Annotated in this window: 16 protein-coding genes; 13 read left to right on the top strand and 3 right to left on the bottom strand. The window is 50.2% G+C overall.

The genetic code is table 11. The features are described 5' to 3' along the window. Positions 1–56 precede the first annotated feature (56 nt). The 8 genes from adhE (at position 57) to NST26_RS21700 (ending at position 12,106) form a co-directional block, all read left to right on the top strand. Positions 57–2,678 carry a bifunctional acetaldehyde-CoA/alcohol dehydrogenase gene (adhE, locus tag NST26_RS21735; RefSeq protein ID WP_036731873.1) on the top strand — a complete coding sequence of 874 codons (2,622 nt, stop codon included), beginning with the start codon at positions 57–59 and terminating at the stop codon, positions 2,676–2,678. Positions 2,679–2,939: 261 nt separating this feature from the next. Further along, on the top strand, positions 2,940–5,201 hold the full coding sequence (gene pflB, locus NST26_RS21730; protein WP_340979767.1) for a formate C-acetyltransferase: 2,262 nt from the start codon (positions 2,940–2,942) through the stop codon (positions 5,199–5,201). A 122-nt stretch (positions 5,202–5,323) separates the two neighbouring features. Beyond that, complete coding sequence (pflA, locus tag NST26_RS21725) at positions 5,324–6,061, top strand: pyruvate formate-lyase-activating protein (protein ID WP_036731876.1); 738 nt, start codon at positions 5,324–5,326, stop codon at positions 6,059–6,061. A gap of 198 nt (positions 6,062–6,259) precedes the next feature. Further along, positions 6,260–7,666, top strand: coding sequence for an ABC transporter substrate-binding protein (locus NST26_RS21720; protein WP_036731878.1), 1,407 nt, complete (start codon positions 6,260–6,262; stop codon positions 7,664–7,666). A 75-nt stretch (positions 7,667–7,741) separates the two neighbouring features. Further along, positions 7,742–8,626: a carbohydrate ABC transporter permease gene (locus NST26_RS21715; protein WP_036731879.1), complete on the top strand. Its 885-nt coding sequence runs from the start codon at positions 7,742–7,744 to the stop codon at positions 8,624–8,626. Further along, positions 8,626–9,456 (top strand): carbohydrate ABC transporter permease, encoded by an 831-nt coding sequence (locus NST26_RS21710; protein WP_036731881.1) that lies wholly within the window; start codon positions 8,626–8,628, stop codon positions 9,454–9,456. Before NST26_RS21715 ends, NST26_RS21710 begins: the two co-directional genes overlap by 1 nt. Before the next feature lie 27 nt (positions 9,457–9,483). Beyond that, complete coding sequence (locus NST26_RS21705; protein ID WP_340951431.1) at positions 9,484–11,337, top strand: cache domain-containing sensor histidine kinase; 1,854 nt, start codon at positions 9,484–9,486, stop codon at positions 11,335–11,337. Then, positions 11,315–12,106 carry a response regulator transcription factor gene (locus tag NST26_RS21700; protein ID WP_209871205.1) on the top strand — a complete coding sequence of 264 codons (792 nt, stop codon included), beginning with the start codon at positions 11,315–11,317 and terminating at the stop codon, positions 12,104–12,106. The genes NST26_RS21705 and NST26_RS21700 overlap by 23 nt, the downstream gene beginning before the upstream one ends. A 101-nt stretch (positions 12,107–12,207) precedes the next feature. Here NST26_RS21700 and NST26_RS21695 read toward each other — a convergent pair whose 3' ends face one another. The 3 genes from NST26_RS21695 to NST26_RS21685 all read right to left on the bottom strand — a co-directional run bounded on the left by NST26_RS21695 (position 12,208) and on the right by NST26_RS21685 (position 15,503). Further along, positions 12,208–12,801: a nitroreductase family protein gene (locus tag NST26_RS21695; RefSeq protein WP_340979766.1), complete on the bottom strand. Its 594-nt coding sequence runs from the start codon at positions 12,799–12,801 to the stop codon at positions 12,208–12,210. 10 nt (positions 12,802–12,811) lie between these two features. Beyond that, positions 12,812–13,759 (bottom strand): iron-siderophore ABC transporter substrate-binding protein, encoded by a 948-nt coding sequence (locus NST26_RS21690; protein WP_340979765.1) that lies wholly within the window; start codon positions 13,757–13,759, stop codon positions 12,812–12,814. Positions 13,760–13,919: 160 nt separating this feature from the next. Beyond that, a complete protein-coding gene (locus NST26_RS21685) occupies positions 13,920–15,503 on the bottom strand; it encodes a helix-turn-helix domain-containing protein (protein ID WP_036731888.1) in 1,584 nt (527 codons plus the stop codon). Positions 15,504–15,796: 293 nt separating this feature from the next. On the opposite strand from NST26_RS21685, the gene NST26_RS21680 reads away from it, so the two are divergent. The 5 genes from NST26_RS21680 to NST26_RS21660 all read left to right on the top strand — a co-directional run bounded on the left by NST26_RS21680 (position 15,797) and on the right by NST26_RS21660 (position 22,553). Continuing rightward, positions 15,797–18,088, top strand: coding sequence for a copper amine oxidase N-terminal domain-containing protein (locus tag NST26_RS21680; RefSeq protein WP_340951443.1), 2,292 nt, complete (start codon positions 15,797–15,799; stop codon positions 18,086–18,088). Positions 18,089–18,261: 173 nt separating this feature from the next. Further along, entirely contained in the window at positions 18,262–18,723 is a 462-nt protein-coding gene (locus NST26_RS21675) for a Fur family transcriptional regulator (protein ID WP_036731890.1), read from the top strand. A 2-nt stretch (positions 18,724–18,725) separates the two neighbouring features. Then, positions 18,726–18,989 carry a membrane protein insertion efficiency factor YidD gene (yidD, locus tag NST26_RS21670; protein WP_036698448.1) on the top strand — a complete coding sequence of 88 codons (264 nt, stop codon included), beginning with the start codon at positions 18,726–18,728 and terminating at the stop codon, positions 18,987–18,989. 358 nt (positions 18,990–19,347) lie between these two features. Then, a complete protein-coding gene (metG, locus tag NST26_RS21665) occupies positions 19,348–21,375 on the top strand; it encodes a methionine--tRNA ligase (protein ID WP_340951446.1) in 2,028 nt (675 codons plus the stop codon). A 200-nt stretch (positions 21,376–21,575) separates the two neighbouring features. Next, positions 21,576–22,553, top strand: a complete 978-nt coding sequence (locus tag NST26_RS21660; protein ID WP_036731895.1) for a metal ABC transporter solute-binding protein, Zn/Mn family — start codon at positions 21,576–21,578, stop codon at positions 22,551–22,553. The last annotated feature ends 14 nt before the right edge of the window (positions 22,554–22,567 follow it).

Genomic DNA, 22,567 nt, shown 5'->3' with positions numbered 1-22,567 from the left:
GCTAAGATAAATGTATAGAAAGAAACAACCTAAAAATTGACAGGAGGACGAGGGAGATGGCAGTTAAAAACGAAGTCGCCGCCCAAGTGAAACAAACCACCGCTGAAGAGTATATTCAGGTTTTGGTGGATAAAGCAAAGAAAGCCCACGAAGCGTTCATGGGCCTGGATCAAGAGCAGACAAACACAATCGTTCATGCAATGGCGCTGGCCGGACTCGACAAGCATATGTACCTGGCAAAACTGGCTGTTGAAGAAACAGGACGCGGAGTATACGAAGACAAAATTACAAAGAACATCTTCTCCACTGAATATATCTGGCACGGTATTAAGTACGACAAGACTGTAGGCGTTATTGAGGATAACGCTTATGACAGCTTCCAGAAGATTGCTGAACCAGTCGGAATCATTATGGGTATCACACCGGTAACCAATCCAACATCCACCACGATGTTTAAAGCTTTGATTTCCGCTAAGACACGTAACCCTATTATATTCGGTTTCCACCCGTCAGCGCAAGAGTGCAGTGCGGCAGCAGCCAAAATTCTGCATGATGCAGGCGTAGCAGCAGGCGCACCTGAGAACTTCATCCAATGGATTGAGCTTCCTACGATGGACAAAACAAACGCACTGATGAACAATCCGGACGTTGCACTGATTCTGGCAACCGGCGGATCGGCAATGGTCAAGGCAGCTTACAGCTGCGGCAAACCGGCACTCGGCGTAGGTCCTGGTAACGTGCCTGCCTTCATTGAGAAGAGTGCTGATATTGATCAGGCTGTAACAGACCTTATCCTGTCGAAGACTTTTGATAATGGTATGATCTGTGCTTCCGAGCAGGCAGTTATCATTGAAGAAGCTATCTTCGATCAAGTGAAAAAGAAAATGATTGCAAACGGCTGTTACTTTGTGAACAAAGAAGAAGCAGCTAAGCTGACCAGCGGCGCAATGAACGTAGAGAAATGTGCAGTTAACCCGGCTATCGTTGGCCAATCCGCTGTGAAGATCGCTGAAATGTGCGGTATTCAGGTTCCTGCCGGAACGAAGATCCTGGTAGCTGAGCTTGAAGGTGTAGGTACTAAATATCCATTGTCCGCTGAGAAGCTGAGCCCGGTTCTGGCTTGCTACAAAGTGAAGAATGCTGACCAGGGTATCGAGCGCGCAGCTCAAATCGTTGAATTTGGCGGCATGGGCCACAGCTCGGCTATCCATTCCAACAACGAAGAAGTAATCATGAAGTTCTCCAACCGTCTGCAGACCGGACGTATTCTCGTCAACTCGCCATCCACACACGGCGCAATCGGCGACATTTACAACACTAATATCCCTTCATTGACACTGGGCTGCGGATCTTACGGACGCAACTCGGTATCGCAGAACGTCACTGCAATCAATCTGATCAACGTGAAAAGGGTGAATCGTCGTACCGTGAATATGCAATGGTTTAAAGTACCTGACAAGATTTACTTCGAAAAGGGAGCCACTCAGTACCTGGCCAAAATGCCTGATATCACACGCGTTGCTATCATCACTGACCCTGTAATGGTTAAACTGGGATATGTTGAAAGAGTTGAGCACTATCTGCGTCAGCGCCAGACTCCTGTAGCGATCGAAGTGTTCTCGGAAGTTGAACCGGATCCATCGACTACTACTGTAGAAAAAGGTACAGCTATGATGAACAGATTCCAGCCGGACTGCATCATCGCACTCGGCGGTGGTTCCCCAATGGATGCTGCCAAGGGCATGTGGCTGTTCTACGAACATCCGGATGCAGACTTCAACGGCCTGAAACAGAAGTTCATGGATATCCGCAAACGGGTATACAAATTCCCTAAGCTCGGCAACAAAGCGAAATTCGTTGCCATTCCAACCACTTCGGGTACAGGTTCTGAAGTAACATCGTTCGCAGTTATCACAGACAAGACAACAGGCAATAATACCAAGTATCCGCTCGCTGACTATGAGCTGACTCCAGACGTAGCAATTATTGACCCTGAGTTTGTCTACAGCTTGCCTAAGACTGCAGTTGCCGATACAGGAATGGACGTATTGACACATGCTATCGAAGCTTATGTATCTGTAATGGCCAGTGACTATACCGATGGTCTGGCAATCAAAGCCATCCAACTGGTGTTCCAGTGGCTGGAGAAATCCGCACTGCAAGGTGACAAGCTGGCCCGTGAGAAAATGCACAATGCTTCGACGCTTGCCGGTATGGCCTTTGCCAACGCATTCCTGGGGATTAACCACAGCTTGGCACACAAATGGGGCGGACAGTATCACACTGCACACGGCCGTACCAATGCGATCCTGATGCCGCATGTCATCCGTTACAATGCCAAGAAACCTACGAAGTTCGCTTCGTTCCCTAAATATTCGCACTTTGTAGCTGACGAACGGTACGCAGAAATCGCCCGTATTCTGGGATTGCCTGCACGCACTACCGAAGAAGGCGTAACCAGCCTGATCAATGCAATCCGCGACATGAACAAAAAACTCGGTATCGAAGAATCCTTCTCGGCTCTTGGTTTCGATCCTAAGGACTTCGAATCCCGTGTAGACTATCTGGCTGACCGTGCATTTGAAGACCAATGTACTACTGCCAATCCTAAAATGCCGCTGGTATCCGAGCTTGCTGATGTATACCGCAACGCATTCTACGGCAAATTCGATAACTAATTAACGGTTGCCTGGCAAAGAATAAGGTTAAAGGTTAATATGGGACTGGATGGAAGTGACAAATATCACCGAAATAGTGATATTTGTCACAGTCCTTTTTCAGAAAATAAACTAAAATGTTTATATAGACAACGATCCCCGTTATGAAGATGTGATTGTGAATTTTATAACAACTATTAGCCTCGGGATCACGAGACACGGGATTAACCTTCAAGCCCGCGATCTCTACAAATATAATAAATATAAATGGAGGGATTTAGCATGTCGGTGATTGAAAAAGAAGTATTAGAAGCAAAATCAGGTTGGAGAAATTTCACAAAAGGTGTCTGGGCCAAGAAAGTTGACGTTAACAACTTTATTGCAAAGAACATCAAGCCTTATGAAGGAACTGAAGATTTCCTGGTTGGACCTACCAGCAATACAACTGAACTGTGGAAGATTATCTCCCAGCTAAGCAAGGAAGAAAGAGAAAGAGGCGGCGTATGGGATGTATCCCTCGATACTGTCTCCACCATCACTTCCCACGCTCCTGGCTACATTGACAAGGACAAGGAACAGATTGTCGGCGTTCAGACTGACGCGCCTTTCAGACGTTCCATTCAGCCGTTCGGCGGTATCAAGATGATGATCGATGCTACTAAGGCATACGGCTTCGAGCTTCCGCAGAATATCGTTGACATGTTCACGAACATCCGCAAAACGCATAACCAAGGCGTATTTGATGCATATACACCAGATATGAGAGCTGTGCGTAAATCGGGCGTAATCACAGGCCTTCCTGATGCTTATGGCCGCGGACGTATCATCGGCGACTATCGCCGTATTGCTCTGTATGGTATTGATTTCCTGATTAAAGACAAGAAGCAGCAACTGACTGAGCTTGAAGTAGACTCCATGACAGAAGATGTTATCCGTCTGCGTGAAGAGCTGTCCGAGCAAATGCGTGCTCTGGGCGAACTGAAACAAATGGCTGCAGCTCATGGTATGGATATTTCCAAACCGGCTACGAACTTCAAAGAAGCTACACAATGGGTATACTTCGGTTATCTGGCAGCTGTTAAAGAACAGAATGGTGCGGCTATGTCCCTTGGACGCGTATCTTCCTTCCTCGACATCTATGTTCAACGTGACTTTGAAGAAGGTACTCTGACAGAAGAGCAAGCTCAAGAAATCGTTGACCATTTCGTAATGAAGCTGCGTATCGTGAAATTCCTGCGTACGCCTGACTATAACGACCTGTTCTCCGGCGACCCAACTTGGGTTACAGAATCCATCGGTGGTATGGCTGAAGATGGTACAACCCGCGTAACCAAGAACAGCTTCCGCTTCCTGCATACCCTGTACAATCTGGGACCGGCTCCAGAACCAAACCTGACTGTACTGTGGTCCGAGAAGCTTCCTGAAGGCTTTAAGAAATATTGTGCTAAGGTATCTATTGAGACCAGCGCTATTCAATATGAGAACGATGATGTAATGCGTCCATACTGGGGTGAAGATTATGCAATTGCCTGCTGCGTATCCCCAATGCGTATCGGTAAGCAAATGCAGTTCTTCGGTGCCCGTGCCAACCTGGCTAAGGCTCTGCTGTATGCGATCAATGGCGGTAAAGATGAGAAATCCGGTGCTCAGGTAGGTCCTGAATATCCTGCGATCACTTCTGAATACCTGGATTATGATGAAGTAATGAAACGCTTCAAACCAATGATGGAATGGCTGGCTAAGACTTATGTCAATACGCTGAACATCATTCACTATATGCATGACAAATATTCCTACGAACGTATCGAAATGGCGCTGCATGACCGCGACATTCTGCGTACTATGGCTTGCGGTATTGCCGGACTGTCCGTTGCTGCTGACTCCCTGAGCGCAATCAAATACGCTAAGGTTAAGCCAATCCGCAACGAAGAAGGTATTGCTATCGACTTTGAAACTGAGGGTGAATTCCCTTGCTACGGTAACAACGACGACGCTGTTGACGGCATTGCTGTTGAACTGGTTGAAACCTTCATGTCGATGATCCGCAAAAACAAAACGTATCGTGATGCTGTGCCGACTCAATCGGTACTGACTATCACTTCGAACGTTGTCTATGGTAAAAAGACTGGTACTACTCCTGACGGACGTAAAAAAGGCGAACCATTCGCTCCTGGTGCTAACCCAATGCACGGACGCGACAAGAAGGGCGCACTGGCATCCCTGAACTCTGTTGCCAAACTTCCTTACTCCGATGCACAGGATGGTATCTCGAATACCTTCTCCATCGTTCCTAAGGCGCTAGGTAAAGACGAAGATTCCCGTAAGTCCAACCTGGTCTTCATGATGGACGGATATTTCCACAATAACGCTCAGCACTTGAACGTTAACGTATTTAACCGTGAACAGCTGCTCGATGCTATGGATCATCCGGAGAACTATCCACAGTTGACGATTCGCGTATCCGGCTATGCTGTTAACTTCATCAAGCTGACCCGTGAACAACAGATGGATGTTATCAACCGTACATTCCACGATTCCATGTAAGAAGCATTCTTGTTCTACAAGAACTGAAATCAATCAAAGAGCTGCCGCCCTTGCAAGAGGGCGGTACACTCTTGTCTGAAAGTGGTTAAAATTTTAAGTTTTTTTCGAAAGGATGACATCTCATGCTTAAAGGACATATCCACTCTTTGGAGACGTTTGGAACGGTGGATGGCCCGGGTATCCGCTTCGTGCTTTTTATGCAGGGCTGCCTGCTCAAGTGTCAATACTGCCACAACCCGGATACATGGGAACTCAATGAAGGCAAGGAAATGACCGTCGAGGAAGTACTGGCGGAAATTGAGCCTTACCTGAATTATTATAAAACGTCCGGCGGCGGCCTGACCGTATCCGGCGGTGAACCAACCCTCCAGGCGCATTTCGTGAAGCAACTGTTCACCGAGGTGAAGAAACGCTGGAATTTGCATACCACGCTTGATACCAACGGCTATAATGATGGATCGAAAATCAGCGACCTGCTGGATGTTACTGACCTGGTGCTCTTGGATCTGAAGCATATTGATGATGAAGCGCATATCAAGCTGACCGGTAAGTCCAACGACCGTACCTTGAAGCTGGCCCGCTGGTTATCCGATAATAACCGTAAAATGTGGATTCGCCATGTCTATGTTCCAGGCATTCACAATAAGGAAGAGGATTTGCAGAACCTTGGACGCTTTATTGGAACGCTTAATGGAGTAGAGAAGTTCGAAATCCTGCCTTATCACGTAATGGGCATCTACAAATGGAAGGAGCTTGGCCGTCCCTATGAGCTTGAAGGGGTAGAGTCGCCTTCCGATGAAGAAGTGCAGCGTGCGTACCGGCTGATTGAAGAAGGCCGTATGCAGACCGCATTGGTCTAATTGCATATAAGAATTTCAAAAGCGGAGCTTCTATTCTGAGGAGTTTCGCTTTTTTCTATGTCAGGAAACCTAACTGAATCCGCTTCCATTAGAGGATTTTATCCCTATTGAAGATAAATCTTAACCTTACGATTACAAATGTGATTTTCTATAATTAGAGTTGTAAGGGAAATCATGAAATAGGGAGGGTCACCCGTAATGAGAAAAAGTCTAACACTGCTGTTGTCCCTGATGTTCGTTAGCTCGGCGCTGCTGGCTGGCTGTGGAGGCAACAAGAATAACAATGCTGCTGCCACCAAAGAGCCTGCTGCAACGAATGAAGCTGCTGCTACCAATGCTGCCGCAACGGAAGAACCGGCTAATGCTGAGCCTTTTGAAATGACGATCCGTCATACCCAGGTTGGAGCGGACAAACAGAAACGACTGGCTATTCTGGAGGATGTGGTGGGCAAGGTGCAGGCGGATGTGCCTGGACTGACCTTCAAGCTTGATGGAGTAGATTCGGATGTGAACCGTAAGGAGAAGCTGCGCGGTGAAATGGCGGCCGGTAACCCTCCGGAGATCTTCGACCTGTTCGGTAGCCCGGACTCCAAGATCTATGCCAAAGAAGGCAAGCTGCTGGACCTGACCCCGATCCTTGATGAATTAGGCATCAAAGACAAGTTCTCTAATCTGGACCCGTTCACCTATGAAGGTAAGATTTACGGTCTGCCGATCGGCGGCTCCGGAGAAGGCTTCTTCTATAATAAAGAATACTATACCAGCAAGGGCTGGAAGGCTCCGACAACCTTCGCTGAACTGGAGCAGCAGCTGGCCGATATTAAAGCGGATGGTAAAGTGCCGATGGCTGGTGCCTCCAAAGCAGGCTGGGTACCGCTGATGCTGGCCAACCATCTCTGGTCCCGTTATGCCGGACCGGATGTGACCGCGAAGTTCGCTACCGGTGAAGCGAAGTGGAATGATCCGAACGTTATCAAGGGCTTGGCAAAATATAAGGAATGGGTGGATAAAGGCTACTTCAAGAAGGGAGAGCTGGGCTTCGAATATGCTGAATATACGACCCAGTTCACCAGCGGTGAAGCCATCCTGATGTATGACGGGACCTGGAAGTCTTCCGTGTTCAAAGCCGGCCAATCCGGCGAAGGTCTAATCGGCAAGGTCGGCTTCTTCAATATTCCTGCGGTTGAAGGCGGAGTGGGGGATCAGACGGCGCTTATGCGCGATGTGAACAACGGTTATGGCTTCTCCGCTTCGGCGGGTGAAGATGAGCGGCAGCTTGCAGCAGTGAAATCCTTCATTAAGAATATGTTCAATGAAGAGATGCAACTGCGCGGTCTGGTAGAGGACGGAGTCCTGCCTGCCATGAAGATCGATCAGGCTGTGCTGAACAAGAACATTACGGATGATCTGATGAGTGAGATTGTCGCTGTATTGAATAGCTCCCAGTCGTCCTTCCCGGCCTTTGATTCGCTGGTGCAGGCGGATGTCACCACTGAAATCAGTAATATCCAGATTCAGAGCCTGATCGGCGGGCAGACGACTCCTGAGAAGATGGGCGAAGCGCTTCAGAAGATACAGGAAGAGGCTAATGCAGCGGTGGAATAAGAGACGGTGAACTGTATGTGCCCTGGTGCTTGCTCCAGGGTGCATTTTTCAAAAGAAAGCAATATGGAGGTAGCTATGAATAAGGCACTGAGAAATCCTCTGGTGTTCATTCTGTTCGTTATTCCGGCACTGGTGCTGTTCGTAATGTTCTTCATCTATCCCATCTTCAGCTCAATCTACTATAGCTTCACTAGCTGGAACGGTGTATCCGAGACGGTCAAATATGCCGGAGTGGACAACTTCAAGAAAGCGCTGGGAGATGAACGCTTCTGGATTTCTGTGAAAAATAACGGGTGGTTCATTCTCTTCTCCGTAGGCATACAGGTGCCGCTGATTGTGTTCTTCTCCTTACTGATTGCGAATGTGAAGAAGCTGAAGGGGCTGTACAAGACGGCGGTATTCATGCCATCCATTATGTCTACAGCGGTTATCGGGATTCTCTGGGGCTTCATCTATGAGCCGAATATTGGCTTGTTCAACAAAGTGCTTGGCCTTGTCGGCATTGAGCCGGTCTACTGGCTGTCGGATGAGCGCTTCGCCATGCTGTCAATTCTGATTACGAACGCCTGGCAGTGGACCGGATTCTACATTGTAATGGTACTGGCGGCGATTCTCTCCATTCCCGGTGAGCTGGATGAAGCAGCGGCCATAGATGGCGCTACAGGGTTCCAGCGGGCTACACGCATCACTCTGCCGCTGATCGTACCGATCATTTCGGTGGTGATTATGCTCTCCATTGCCGGAGCGATGAAGGCTGCCGATATCGTCATTGTTATGACCAAGGGCGGTCCTGCGGGTTCAACCGAGGTAATGGCTACCTATATGATTAAGTATGCGATTACCAACTTCAAATACGGGTACGGCAATACGATCGCTGTTCTGATCTTCTTGTTCACACTCGTGGTAACCGCCCTCTACCAGCTGGTGTTTGCCCGCCGTACGGAAAGGATTGAATACTGATGCCGCGCGCGTTGAAAAAAAGTCTGCCGCACATCGCCCTGCTAGGGTATCTGGTGATTGTGCTGTTTCCGTTCCTCTTTGTCCTTTTCTCTTCGGTGAAGAAGGATAATAATGCGATTGCCCTCAACCCCTTCGGCATTCCGAAGAGCTTCGAATGGTCCAACTATGTGGAAGCGTGGGTGAATGCCAAGATCAGCACTTATTTTTTCAACAGCTTATATATTTCGGTTCTGGCCTCTGTAGTGTCTATTCTGCTGGCGTCTATGTTCGCCTTCGCGGTCACGCGGATGCGCCAAGGGAAGTGGAACGGCATCCTCTTTTCGCTGGTCCTGATCGGGATGCTGATTCCGAATAATGCGCTGATGCTGCCCATCTACACGATTGTCCGCAAGCTGCATATTCTCAATACCCACTGGGCGCTCATTATTCCTTACATTGCCAATGCGATTCCGTTCACGATCATTATTCTGGCGGCCTTCATGCGTTCGCTGCCCAGTGAAATTGAAGAAGCGGCGGTCATGGATGGCTTGAAGGCCCCGGGTATATTTGCTAGAATTATTGTACCTTTGACAGTTCCGGCGATGGTTACGGTATTCATTGTTAATTTCCTGGGAAATTGGAATGAGTTCCTGCTGGCCAACTATTTTCTCTCCAATGACGAGCTGCGTACGCTCCCGGTGGGGATGGTCCAGTTCCGCGATCAGTATCAGATGAATTACGCACAGATGTCGGCGGGGATTGTCTACAGTGTGGTTCCGGTTATAGTGATTTATGCGGTTCTGCAAGAGAAGATTATTGAAGGCGTCACCGCAGGCAGTGTAAAAGGCTAATATCAATCATGTCAGGAGCAACAGCCGATGAATCTGCGCTACAAATTGTTTACGGCATTCTTAGGCCTGATTATCATTCCGCTGTTCATTCTTGGCATGATTATGTTCTTCGTGACTTATAATTCCATTGAGAAGAAATACAGCCAGCAGTCCGAATATTCGCTCAAAGCGATCAGCTACAGCATTTCTAATGTGCTCAAGGATATGGACAATGTGACTGACAACGGAATTGCCACCTCGGTCTTTCATATGGCGCTCAGCGCGGATGATCCCTCCAAGCAGGATTTAACCGATGCCGAGCAGCTCAGCCTGAATGCCAGCCAGCGCAATTTCCGCAGTCTGCTCTATAATCATCCGTCAATCAGCTATGCTTTCCTGTATAATTTCAACGGTAAAGGCAGCTCAGAGATCGTGTCGGTCTTCAACAAGGAGAACTTCCGCACCCTGCCTTATGATAAGTTCAAAGGCAGCGAGCTGTACCAGGAGGTCATGAAGCTGAACGGGGTTCCGAAATGGCTGGCCCCGCATGAGTACCCTGAGCTGACCGGGACGGAGGCTGTATTTACGCAAATCCGGCTGATTAAGGAGCTTAGCTTCTTTCAGAATATCGGCATTCTGGTGGTGCAGATCAAGAACTGGGAGTTCGAGTCGATTTTTCGCAATCTTAAGATTGGCGGCACCGACCAGAAGGTGTCCTTCATGCTGGTTAACGATGACGGGATGATTCTGCTGGACCCGGACAGGCAGCTGGACGGGCAGGATTTCCGCGGCTTCACCACGAAGGAGATTACGTTTAAGCCCGGCTTTCAGAGCTTCAAGACGCAGTTCGGCGGCGAGAAAAGCATTCTGTCAGTCTACCATCTCAAGGAGTATCCCTGGAGTCTGGTCTCCATCACTTCTTGGGATACGTTGTCTCATGAGGTGACGGTGTTCGCCCGCTGGTTCGTCGTAGTGATGTTCCTGTGCCTCCTGGGTGCTGTCATCTTCAATCTGTTCTTCATGAACCGGATTACAGGCGGGATTGCTGTGATCGTGCGCTTCATGCGCCGGGTGGAGGACGGTGACCTTACTACCCGTGTCGAGGAGAAGGGCAACGACGAGATGACGCTGCTGGCCAGAGGCTTCAATGATCTGATGGACAAAATCAATACATTGTTCAGCCGGGTTCATGTGGAGCAGCAGCGCAAGAATCAGGCGGAAATGCGTGTGCTGCAGGCCCAGATCAAGCCGCATTTTCTGTTCAATACCCTGGAATCGATCAATGTGCTGGCTGTGCAGAATGAAGGCCGCAAGGTCAGTGAGATGGTCTACCGGCTGGCGAGTATTCTGCGGATCAGCATTCAGGACAGGGATGAGATTACTCTGGAGGAAGAGGTTAAGCATCTGCGCAATTATCTGGATATCCAGAAGTTCCGGTTCGAGGATCTGTTCGATTATGAGCTTGAAATTCCGCCAGAGCTGCTGGGCTGCGGGATTCTGAAGCTTACGCTCCAGCCGCTGGTGGAGAACAGTATTCAGCATGGTTTTGAGGGGATCGGGTATAAGGGTCTCGTGAGTGTCAAGGTGTGGGAGACCCAAGGCAATCTGGTGCTGCGGATACAGGATAACGGAATCGGGATGACCCCGTCCCAGCTATCGATGTTTCAATACATGGTGAATGACGCGGCAGAGCAGCAGCCGGAAAGCAAGCCTGGGCAGGGCATTCATCTGGAGCGGCGAGGGCTAGGGGTACGAAGTGTTGCGGACCGGATACGGATCGAATACGGCGACAGATATGGGATTTTCATATGTGCAAGTTCTGGGGAAGGAACGATCATCCAGTGCGTCATTCCGAAATACGGGCAGGGGGAAGGCCATTATGCTAAAAGTATTATTGGTTGACGATGAAGCGCCTATTCTGAGCAATCTCAACACTGTGCTGCCCTGGCAGGACATGGGGATGGAGGTTGCGGGGATGGCCCGCAGCGGGATGGAGGCGCTGCGCATAGCCGAGGACTGTCCACCCGATCTGGTGCTCTGTGATATCCGTATGCCGGTCATGGATGGGCTGACATTCATCGGCAAGCTGCGGGAGATGGGGCTTACAAGTGAGGTGCTGCTGCTCAGCGGCTACCAGGAATTCGATTATGCGCGTGAAGCCATACGGCTGGGTGTGAAGGAGTATATCTGCAAGCCAATTCATTACGGGGAGCTTGGCGACAAGGTGCGGGAGATCGGTTCGCGGATTCGCAGCAGGCAGTATAAGGATAAGTTGTACAACAGCATCCCGTTGTTTCAGGAAGTGCCTGTTGCTGATGAGCCTGCCAAAAAAACAGCGGAGCAGCTGATGAACCAGGCCGCACAGTTCATTACGGAGCGCCTTCATGCGGATCTCGGCATTGATGAGGTGGCGAATACGATTGGCATCAGCAGCAGTTATTTCTGCCTGCTGTTCAAGAACCGCTTCGGGGTGACCTTCGTGGAATATGTCACCCAGCAGCGGATTGAAGCTGCCAAATTCATGCTCGCCAGCAGTGATAAGAGCATCACGGCCATCAGCTCGGGCGTCGGTTATCAGGAGCGCCGTTATTTCACCAAGGTGTTTTTGAAGCAGACGGGAATGACCCCCAAAGAATACCGCAGCAGGTTCAGGACGGCTGAAGCACAGTAAGTCTGCTTTTTCAGTAATTAGGGCTGTCCCGCAAAGCCGTGAAATGGCCTTGCGGGACAGCCCTCTGTTTTTTTTAAGCAGGAACCGGCCACGATCTCTTGTCAACAATTATCCGAATGATTGCCTTCTATAACTGTCAGCAAGTCTACAGCAGCAGTACGCGGTTTTGGAGCAGGCTTGTCTTCGGGATCGAAATATCCCATATGCAAGGTGCCAACGATTTTCTCGTTAGGAGTTACACCTGCTGCTGACCGAAATGAGGAATCTTCATTAAAAGCAGTGGTCTTCCATACCACGCCGATTCCTTGTTCCCAGGCCAGCAGCTGAATGTTCTGAATCAGAGCGGCAGTTGCTGCCAGGGCCTCCTCCCAGGCTTTTGGAGGAAGAGCGCTATGCATTATTACGATGAGGTGGACCGGAATCCGCCTGCAATACGTATCATGTATCTGTGCACCGAATTGTTGAACGAATGCTTCCGGGCGTGTCTTCAGAATAGCGTCGGCAAATATTGTCCGGCCCTCCCCTGTGAACAGGATGAATCGCCAAGGCTCTTTTTTGGAATGAAAAGGTGCCCATACCGCATTGTCCAGCAAGTTGAGCAGTGTGCTCCGGGCAATGGGCATTCCATTAAATTCCTGTATGGTTCTTCTGTCGCGTATCGTTCGTATGAGCAGGCTGTCAGGAGTGGGAGTCATGGCTCGTCCCTCACGATTCCGGCAGGTAGGCATTCGAAATTTCATCGATAACCTTGCTTAGTCCGATTGGGCCATAGCCGGCAAACCACAGATTTGCATCACCGATATACACATGTTTGTTCTTGACAGCTGTAAGGTTGGCCCAGATTGAAGTACTCATAATATTATCCAGAGCCGTCTGATTACTGTCACCTGGGCGAAGAATGATGAACATACGGTCAGGATTCAGCTCCGGAAGTACTTCTTCGGAGATGGCTACATTCCATGAGTCCTTGAAATCTATACCTTCTGTGGAAGCGGGGGTTAGTCCCAGAGGGCCGAAGAGCGTAAAATTATCTCCCGGTTGAATCAACTGCAATTGCTTGTCCTGTATTCGCATATAGGCGACAGTCTGAGTGGCAGCAGTGGCAGCCAATTCGTTCCTTACCGCAGCTATCTTTGATTCATAATCGGCGTGGACCTGATCAGCCACAGTTTCTTTTCCGAAGATTTCTGCCGTTTGCCGGAATCGGGTCCAATCATCTTCATTTTCATTGTCGAAAAGTATCGTTGGCGCAATCCTTGATAGCTGCTCATAGTTCGCTTCGTTCAGTGTCTTAGAAGCAAGAATGAGATCCGGCTCCGCTTCGAGCAGTGCTTCCAAGTTAGGTGCTTCTCCTGAGCCAATAACGATAGTATCCTTCATTTGGTCTGACAGGTATTGGGGGAATCCCAAATCGTTGTATGTAACCATTGCATGAGGTTCAATTCCAAGTGCCAGCAGATGGTCAGCAAAAACATAAAGCATGCCCGCAACCTTTTTCGGATGTGCCGGAATTTCTATATCTCCCTTAATGGTTGAGATGATACGGGTATCCGTATTTTCAGCCGTCTTGGCAGGTACTGGAGAGGTGGAACCGGCAACCGCCGAACCTCCATTATTCCCGCTGTTGCTGCATCCAACGACTAGCCCCAGCATTATTACTCCAAGCAGGCCGATGACTCCACGGCTAAATTTGTGTTTGGATTTTCGAGTACAAGGAAACACAAGCCACACACCTTTCACAATTGATTTTGATAATCATTATCACAATTTAATTATAAGGAGTGGCATAGGTGGGTGCCATGGACAAAAATGCTCATCGCCTGGACATATGGCTCAGGAGCAAATCGCTTGAACGGCGCAGAAATAAATCGTGGGCCATCGAGGTGTAACAGGAATAGAGACTTGAATCAGCGGCCTCGTAGACGTTTCCTTTTCGTACGGCATTTAACTCCCTCCATGCTTCTTGTGAAGCTAGCGAACGATGGATCAAATCACGCTGTGCGGAGTTACCCGATGTAAACAGAATCAGATGGTCAATGCTGCATTCCGAAAGCTGATCTGGAGTAAGAAGAATGGAATGCTCTACATTCAGTAATTGCCGGGGTCTCTCAAGCTGCAGATCTTTATACAGCACGGTACCCAAGTTACGGTTGCCGAACAGGCGGAAGCACCCGTTCTCATATTGCGCCACAGCAACTTTTTCGTCCTCCAGCTTTTCTCTGACACTGAGCCGAAGACTCTCAGCCAGCTCTTCGTATGCCTCAAGCCACTGCCGGGCGATCTCCAGACGGTTCACCGCTCTCGCAATTATCCGGAGATGCTCACGCCAATCCCCTTCAAATGGCACGGTACACGTTGGGGCAATATGGGGGAACAAGCCTGCTTTGTCCGGTTCCGCATAATCTGAATGTTCGAAGCTGATAATCAGCTCCGGCCGGGCATTTGCCAGTCTGCCGAGGTCGGGCTGATCATCCCCCAAGCTGATAACGTTATTCAAGCTATAGGCAGATCCGCGTGAATTATTAATCAATGCCGCATAAGGCGTTAAACCTAATGCCAGCAAATGAGAGGTGTAGGGATGGGCCATGGAGGCAATACGAGTGGACATACGGTGTTTTTTAACATATACAGATGGTGAAATACCAATGGCTGATTTGAATTTACGGCTGAAATAGAACTCATCCTGATAGCCTACATGGTGCGCTGTGTCACGGAGCGTCATTTCAGAGCGGAGCAACAAATCACCCGCATGACGAATGCGGACAGAATTCAGATATTCCATCGGGCTCCGGCCCACCTGTTTTTTGAACAGCCGGGAATAATGGGCGACGCTCATTCCTGTCATTTCGGCAAGCTTTTCTCTGGTCATGGGCTGCCCGAAATGACTGTCTATATAGGCTTTGGACTGGTCAATTATTGCAGTTGAGGGAGTGCGATGCTTAGTCTCCGGACTGTCTGGTCTCCATAACTGAAGCAGCAATTCCTGGAAACGGATAGATGACTCCATTCTGTCCCAGCTGCTGCCCTGCCAGCAAGAGCAGATCAGGTCAGTCTTAGCTAACGCTTCAGACCAAAGGGCAGGCGGGAAAATATCGGCCTCCAGCTCTCCGCGCTGAAGCGTATGCTGTCCGTCCATAGTATATACATCAAAGGTAAAACAGCAGTATTCCAGAGAGTGCTTCTCCTTCACTAACAAGCGCCACGGTGTATCAGGGAGCAGCAGCAGTACATCGCAAGAACCAAATTCAGAGCAATAGCCTTTAGCTTCAACTTCGCCGCTGCCTTTAATTCCTATGAGGAGGGTATGCCTGTCTGACTTATGTATTTCAGATTCAGATCCAGCCGGATTAACACAGCGGGCGTCGATAAGTTTGTATAACCCTTCAGATGGATTCATTTCAGCTTAAATACTCCTTTCACATGAAGTCTGCTACTATTATACTCTTCTGGTGACAGGTGGGGGCACCCCATTAATAATGGAGCTAATTGGATTTATATAGATCTTTCTTTACACAGAATGAAACTTTTCTCCGTTGCTTGCGTCTAATACTATGTTTTGTAAAATGAACGTGGCAAAATATGCTGACGTCCTGAAGAGGGCGGTTGCGTTTTTGCGGGGATTATAAGGTGGACAGAAAGCATTAAATATACTGCCTTATACACTACAATGGGAGCAGAAGGAGTCGTACAATGAATTTTAGGAAAATGTTCTTGGTAACAGTATTAGCTGTATCACAATTAGCAGCAGCCGTTCCGGCTTTTGCAGCTCCAGTCAGCACACAAACCGTAACAGGCCATGTTGCCGCAGCGGTGGATACTTCTGAAACACAGCTTCAGCCTGAGTCAACAGACCCGTTGCCTCCGTTAATGACTGAACCGCCTGCAGGTACAGTGGTACCCACACCAACACCTGTTCCTACAGCATCACCGGTTCAAGGCATTCCAGCAATAACAGAGACTCCAGCTCCGGCTGCTACTGAGGTTCCAGGCGCAACAGCTGCTCCTGTGGACGGTACTGTGCCGACTGATGCCGTTGTGCCTACGGCTACTCCGTTAACGGATACGCCTGTAACCCCAAGCATGACTACTACCTCTGCTGCAGGGGCAGGCCAGCTTATTCTGATGATGAACAGCAACAAGATGTTCAGAAACGGAACGCCTTACACCGCCAATCAGCCGATGGCAGTCAAGAACGGCGTCTCCTACGTATCGATCCGCGCAATGGTGGAAATGGTCGGCGTTGCCTTTACCTATGACGCCAAAACCAAAGAGGTCATTGTGACCAAGGGTACCAGCATTATGCGGTTCAAGACCGACAGCAAAATCTATACCGTCAATGGTACCAAGTTCACTATGAAGGGACCGGCTTACCAGTTCAAAGGCACCTTCATGATTCCGTTAACGTCCATTACCTCTGCACTTAATATTCCTTATACCGTGGACAATGTGCAGAAGCGGGTTATTCTTACGCTGAATACGAAGCCGACTGCCTCCTTCACAGTTCAGCCCAAAGAAATCTATGCCGGCGAGACTACTGTGAATTATGTTACCTACAGCTCTTCCCCGAACGGTACGCCGATTGTTGAAGAGCGTTGGAGCGACAACAAGCAAAATATCTATGATCAGCCGGGCTTCTATACGGTTATGTATTCGGTACGGGATGCCAACAACATGTGGAGTGACCCTTATCCGGTAACCATTCAGGTACTGCAGCCTAATCAGCCGCCAGTAGCCCAATTCACAACAGATAAAGAAGAATACAAAATGGGTGAGCCGGTAGTCCTGACCGATACCAGCTATGATCCTGAGAATGAAGAGCTGACCGCAACCTGGAACAATCGTTCCCTGGCGTACTTCACCCCGGGACCGCTGTCCATTCAGCTGACGGTTACGGACAAGCACGGTCTTAGCAGTACTTTTGAGAAGATGATTACAATCACCAATGAACAACTGTATACACAGGATGAAGTAACGAAGCTGTTCACCATTCCGGGGGATATCATCAGTATGGACGGCGGGATGATTCCGGCGCTCCCTAACCTGCCGTATACGCTGTCTTCCGAAAGCTACACCCTGATCCGCAGTAACAGCCCGGAGACCGTTCAGACGGAAGGTGTACTGTACCGGGAGAGTTCAGTGGGCAATACGCGCTTCCTGGTGCATCATATGAACAATATGGCTACCAGACAGAAGCTCTATGTGATTGCAACGAATAACAACCTGTATCCGACAACTATTAACATCCAATATTTAGGAATTGCCGGACCGGTGACCTCACCGGAATATACTGGAAAAGTATCGATGGAGAAATACTTCAATTCCATGGTTACCGGCTTGGCCCAATCGCAAATTACCCTGCAGCCTGGGCAAAGTCTTCCGATTATGACAGACCTGAACAAAATCGCCATGAAGCCCAAAGACGTAATGTCGCTGAGCGCAGACCTGTTCAGTGATCTGCCGATTCAGTATAATGTAGTTATGGTGGAGCAGAGCAAAGATCCTGTCGCCGAGCTGCCTTATCTGCCGATTCTTGACATTGACGGCGTGCATACCCGGGGAACCTTCCCCGATTCTACCCGCGTCATGAACGTGACCGATCTGGTGGGTACCACGCAAAGCAAGCTGCTTCTGGGCGACAATAAAATGGACAAAAACCTGGACGGCATGGATCCAATGAATGGAACATATGTTTCTAACGCCGGTAACTTCGGGGTACTGTACAAAATCGTATTGGATCGTGTTGCAGCAAACACGCTGATCACCTTCAATCCGCGCGGGGGTCCTTATCTGGGGCCGTTGATCGTAAACGGTACAATGGTGAACCTGCCCAATAAGGGCGTATTAGGCTTATCCTCAGACACGAATGCTGTCATCTACCGCACCGGAGAATATGAAGGGCGTGTGGAGATTGTGTTCTCCGTCGCCTCCGGCAGTAACCTGCCTGTGAACTTTGTCTTCACGCCGCTTCCGGCGAAAAAATAATTTCTCTACAATACAAACGGCAGCGCTCCTGAGGGGGCGGCTGCCGTTTTGTATTGTGCCGCAAGTATCTGGATGCGGGGAGGCAACAGGCGCTTTTATTGACGGGGCAGTGCTTTTGGGGCATTATAAAGAGAGTGCAACACAAACGATCTAATGTTATGGGAGATGAGCGAATGCTGTCGACAGATCAAATCCTGGAAGCCATGTCGGGGCAGGGGCTGCGAATCACCGATCAGCGCAAGACGCTTGCCAAATTATTCGGCGAGAATACGGGATATTTGTCTGCGAAGGATGTATATGAGCATATGGGCCGCAAGTATAGCGGGCTGAGCTTCGATACAGTCTACCGTAACCTGCGCGTTATGGAGGAGCTGGGGGTACTGGAGCAGATTGTATTTGAAGAAGGCGTCAAATTCAAGGCAAGCTGCAGTCAGGATCACCATCATCACCATATGATTTGTCTGCAGTGTATGAAGACGTACCCGATTCAATTCTGCCCGATGAATCTAACCGATCCGCCGGATCAGTTCCGGGTGGTCAAGCATAAATTCGAGGTCTTCGGCTACTGCAAGGATTGTGAGCAGGGAAGAGAAGAAGAGCCGGCAGGGGCCGCACGTAGCAAAGAGGGACGCTGAATATGGCTAACCTACGAAGAACGGTACAGGCTCCTATCCGGGTCTACCGCAAGTTCATTTCACCGCTCAAGCCTGCTACCTGCCGGTTCTACCCGACCTGTTCGGCTTACGCGCTGGAAGCGATTGAGGTCCATGGGCCGCTGAAGGGTTCTTGGCTCGCTGCCAGGCGGATCGCCCGTTGTCATCCTTTCCATCCGGGAGGCCTTGACCCGGTGCCGCCGCGCAAAGAGCAGCCATCCGGGGACAAGCCGCTGCATACGACTTGACACAGGCCGCCGGGATGGGTATATTTTGAATAATAAGTGATATTCCGAGGAACGGATAAGTAGATGTGGACACCATTACAGAGAGCCGGGGCTGCTGGGAGCCGGTATGGGACGCCAGATTGAATATGGTCCGGGAGGAACTGTGTTCGAGCGGAAGGCCTGAAGCCGGGGCCTGCGTAAGCGCACGGCGTGTTCCAGCGTTAATGGACAGTTCCGTTAAGGAACTGACGAAGCCTGCGCTCTGTGAGGAGCCGGGGAATGTTGGGTGGTATCGCGTGAGTTTACTCTCGCCCCATAGAGGGGCGGGAGTTTTTTGTGTGAAATGGACGATTAGGGATAACGAAGGGATGATGAAGTAATGAGTGAGAACAAAACCTTTTATCTGACAACACCGATCTATTATCCGAGCGACAAGCTGCATATCGGGCATGCGTATTCTACGGTAGCCGGTGATGCGATGGCCCGCTACAAGCGGCTGCGCGGCTATGAGGTGCGCTATCTGACCGGAACGGACGAGCATGGGCAGAAGATTGAAGAGAAGGCCGGCAAGGCCGGAAAGACCCCTCAGGAGTTCGTGGACGGGATTGTAGTCGGCATTAAGGATCTGTGGAAGAAGCTGGACATCTCGAATGATGATTTCATCCGTACCACGGAGGAGCGCCATAAGAAGGTGGTTGCGGATATTTTTGACCGCCTGCTGAAGCAGGGGGATATCTACAAAGGGGAGTACGAAGGCTGGTACTGTATTTCGGATGAGACCTTCTACACCGAGACCCAGCTGGTGGATATTGAACGAGATGCTGACGGCAAGATTACCGGAGGAAAAAGTCCGGACAGCGGTCATCCGGTGGAGCTGGTCAAGGAGGAGAGCTACTTCTTCCGCATGAGCAAGTATGCTGACCGCCTGCTGAAGTTCTACGAAGAGAACCCGGAGTTTATCCTGCCGGAATCCCGTAAGAACGAGATGATTAACAACTTCATCAAGCCGGGTCTGGAGGATCTGGCTGTATCCCGTACGACTTTTGACTGGGGCGTTAAGGTGAAAGGCGACGAGAAGCATGTAGTCTATGTGTGGATCGATGCCCTTACCAACTACATTACGGCCCTTGGCTATGGCTCGGAGGACCGCAGCCTGTATGACAAGTACTGGCCTGCAGATGTACACATTGTCGGGAAGGAAATTGTCCGCTTCCATACGATCTACTGGCCGATTATTCTGATGGCGCTCGGCGAACCGCTGCCGAAGAAGGTATTCGCACATGGCTGGCTATTGATGAAGGACGGCAAGATGTCCAAATCCAAGGGCAATGTGGTTGATCCGGTGACGCTGATTGACCGCTACGGTCTGGATGCCCTGCGCTATTATCTGCTGCGCGAGGTTCCCTTCGGCTCGGACGGAACCTTCACGCCGGAGAGCTTCGTGGACCGGATTAACTACGATCTGGCCAATGATCTTGGTAACCTGCTGAACCGGACGGGGGCGATGGTGGAGAAATATTTCGGCGGCGAGCTTCCGGCTTATGCCGGTCAGGTTACCGCATTTGACGGTGAGCTTGAGGCAATGGTGCAGAGCACTTACGCCAAGGTGGAAGAAGCGATGGAGAAAATGGAATTCTCCGTAGCTCTGACTGCGATCGGCGCGTTGATCAGCCGGACGAATAAATACATTGACGAGACCCAGCCATGGGTGCTCGCGAAGGACGAGAGCCGCAGCGCTGAGCTGGCTTCGGTGATGAGACATCTGGTGGAGGGACTGCGCACCGCGTCCATTCTGCTCCAGCCGTTCCTGACTGGCGCTCCGGCGAAGATCTGGGAGCAGCTGGGCATTCAGCCGGGCGAGCTGACCACCTGGGAGAGCGGCAGGTCCTTCGGCCTGATTCCAGCAGGTACTAAGCTGGTGAAGGGCGACCCGATCTTCCCGCGCCTGGATGTGGCGCAGGAAGTAGCGTACATCGCCGAAGCGATGGGAGCCGGGAAGCCGGCCGCTGCAGAGGCGGCGCCGGCAGCGGCTGCTGTGACTCCGGAGGCGGCGGCTGCCGATCCGGAGGAAGAGGAGCATAAGGAAGAAATCGGCATCGACGATTTCGCCAAAGCAGAGCTGCGCGTAGCCCAGGTCATCGCCTGCGAGCCGGTGAAGAAAGCGGATAAGCTGCTGAAGCTGCAGCTGGATCTTGGTTATGAGCAGCGCCAAGTGGTATCCGGCATTGCAAAGTTCTACACACCGGAGGAGCTGGTGGGCCGCAAGGTGATCTGCATTGTGAACCTGAAGCCGGTGAAGCTGCGCGGTGAACTGTCGCAGGGCATGATCCTGGCCGCTTCCAAGGGCGAGCAGCTGACTATCGCTACCGTGCCGGACAGCATGCCGAACGGAGCGATTGTGAAATAAGGATGCCAAGAGCATCCGCATAATGACCGTACAGCAATCTCCGCAGGCCACAGGCAGCGGGGATTGCTTCTTTTTGCTCCAAGATAACCGGGTAGAAGGCAGCTTGCAGACTACGAAATGCAGATCGGAGTTGACTTATCGTAACGATTACTATTATAATTCTGATAGTAAATTTTACGATTTAAGGGGTCGATAGAGAAATGGTTACAAAAAGCTTGCAAAAAGGGCTGCTGCTCGCCGCTGTCCTGTTGCTTACGCTGTCGCTGGCCGCATGCGGACCGAAGAGCAACGGAAGCATTGTGGAAGGAAAAGTGAACGTTATAACTACTTTTTATCCTATATATGAATTCACTGCCGAAATCGGCGGCGAAGATGCCAATGTTATCAACCTGCTTCCTGTAGGGGTAGAGCCGCATGACTGGACCCCGCGCAGCCAGGATATCATCGCTACCTCCAAGGCGCAGCTGTTCCTCTATAACGGAGCCGGGCTGGAGGGTTGGGTTCCCAATTTCCTCAAGAGCCTCGATGGTGACAGTAAGACCAAGGCTGTAGAGGTTAGCCAAGGAGTGAAGCTAATTACAACCGATGAAGACGATGGGCATGATCACGGCCATGAAGGTGAAGAGGCTGAAGCAGACGGGCATGGCGACAGCCTGCACACGGACCCGCATACCTGGGTAAGCCCGAAGTCGGCGCTTGTGATGGCCAAGAATATCAAGGATAGTCTTCAATCCGTTGATCCTGCGCATACTGAAGCCTATGAGGAGCGCTACCAGAAGCTGGCGGACCGCCTGAGCGCGCTGGATCTGAAGTTCACCGAAGAGCTGGGCAATCTGCCGGGCAAGGAGATTGTCGTATCTCATCAGGCATTCTCGTATCTGGCGCGTGATTATGGACTGTCACAGCATGCCATAATGGGGCTGTCGCCGGACGCTGAGCCGCGCGGGCAGGATCTGGTGAAGCTGGCGGCGCTGGTTAAGGCAGAGGGCATCCGTTATATTTTCTTCGAGGAGCTTGTATCTGATAAGCTGGCTAAGACACTGGCAAGTGAGACCGGTGTATCCACGATGGTGCTGAATCCGGTAGAAGGGCTGACCGAGGCCCAGCAGAAGAACGGGGACAATTATTTCACCTTAATGGAGAAAAATTTGCAAAATCTCATTCTGGCCTTACAATAATAAGGAAAGTATAA

The sequence above is a fragment of the Paenibacillus sp. FSL R7-0128 genome (genome assembly GCF_038002245.1).
GTDB classification, from domain to species: domain Bacteria; phylum Bacillota; class Bacilli; order Paenibacillales; family Paenibacillaceae; genus Paenibacillus_AQ; species Paenibacillus_AQ silagei.
The sequence above is the reverse complement of the archived record's forward strand: the minus strand, read 5'-3'. Positions and strand labels throughout refer to the sequence as shown.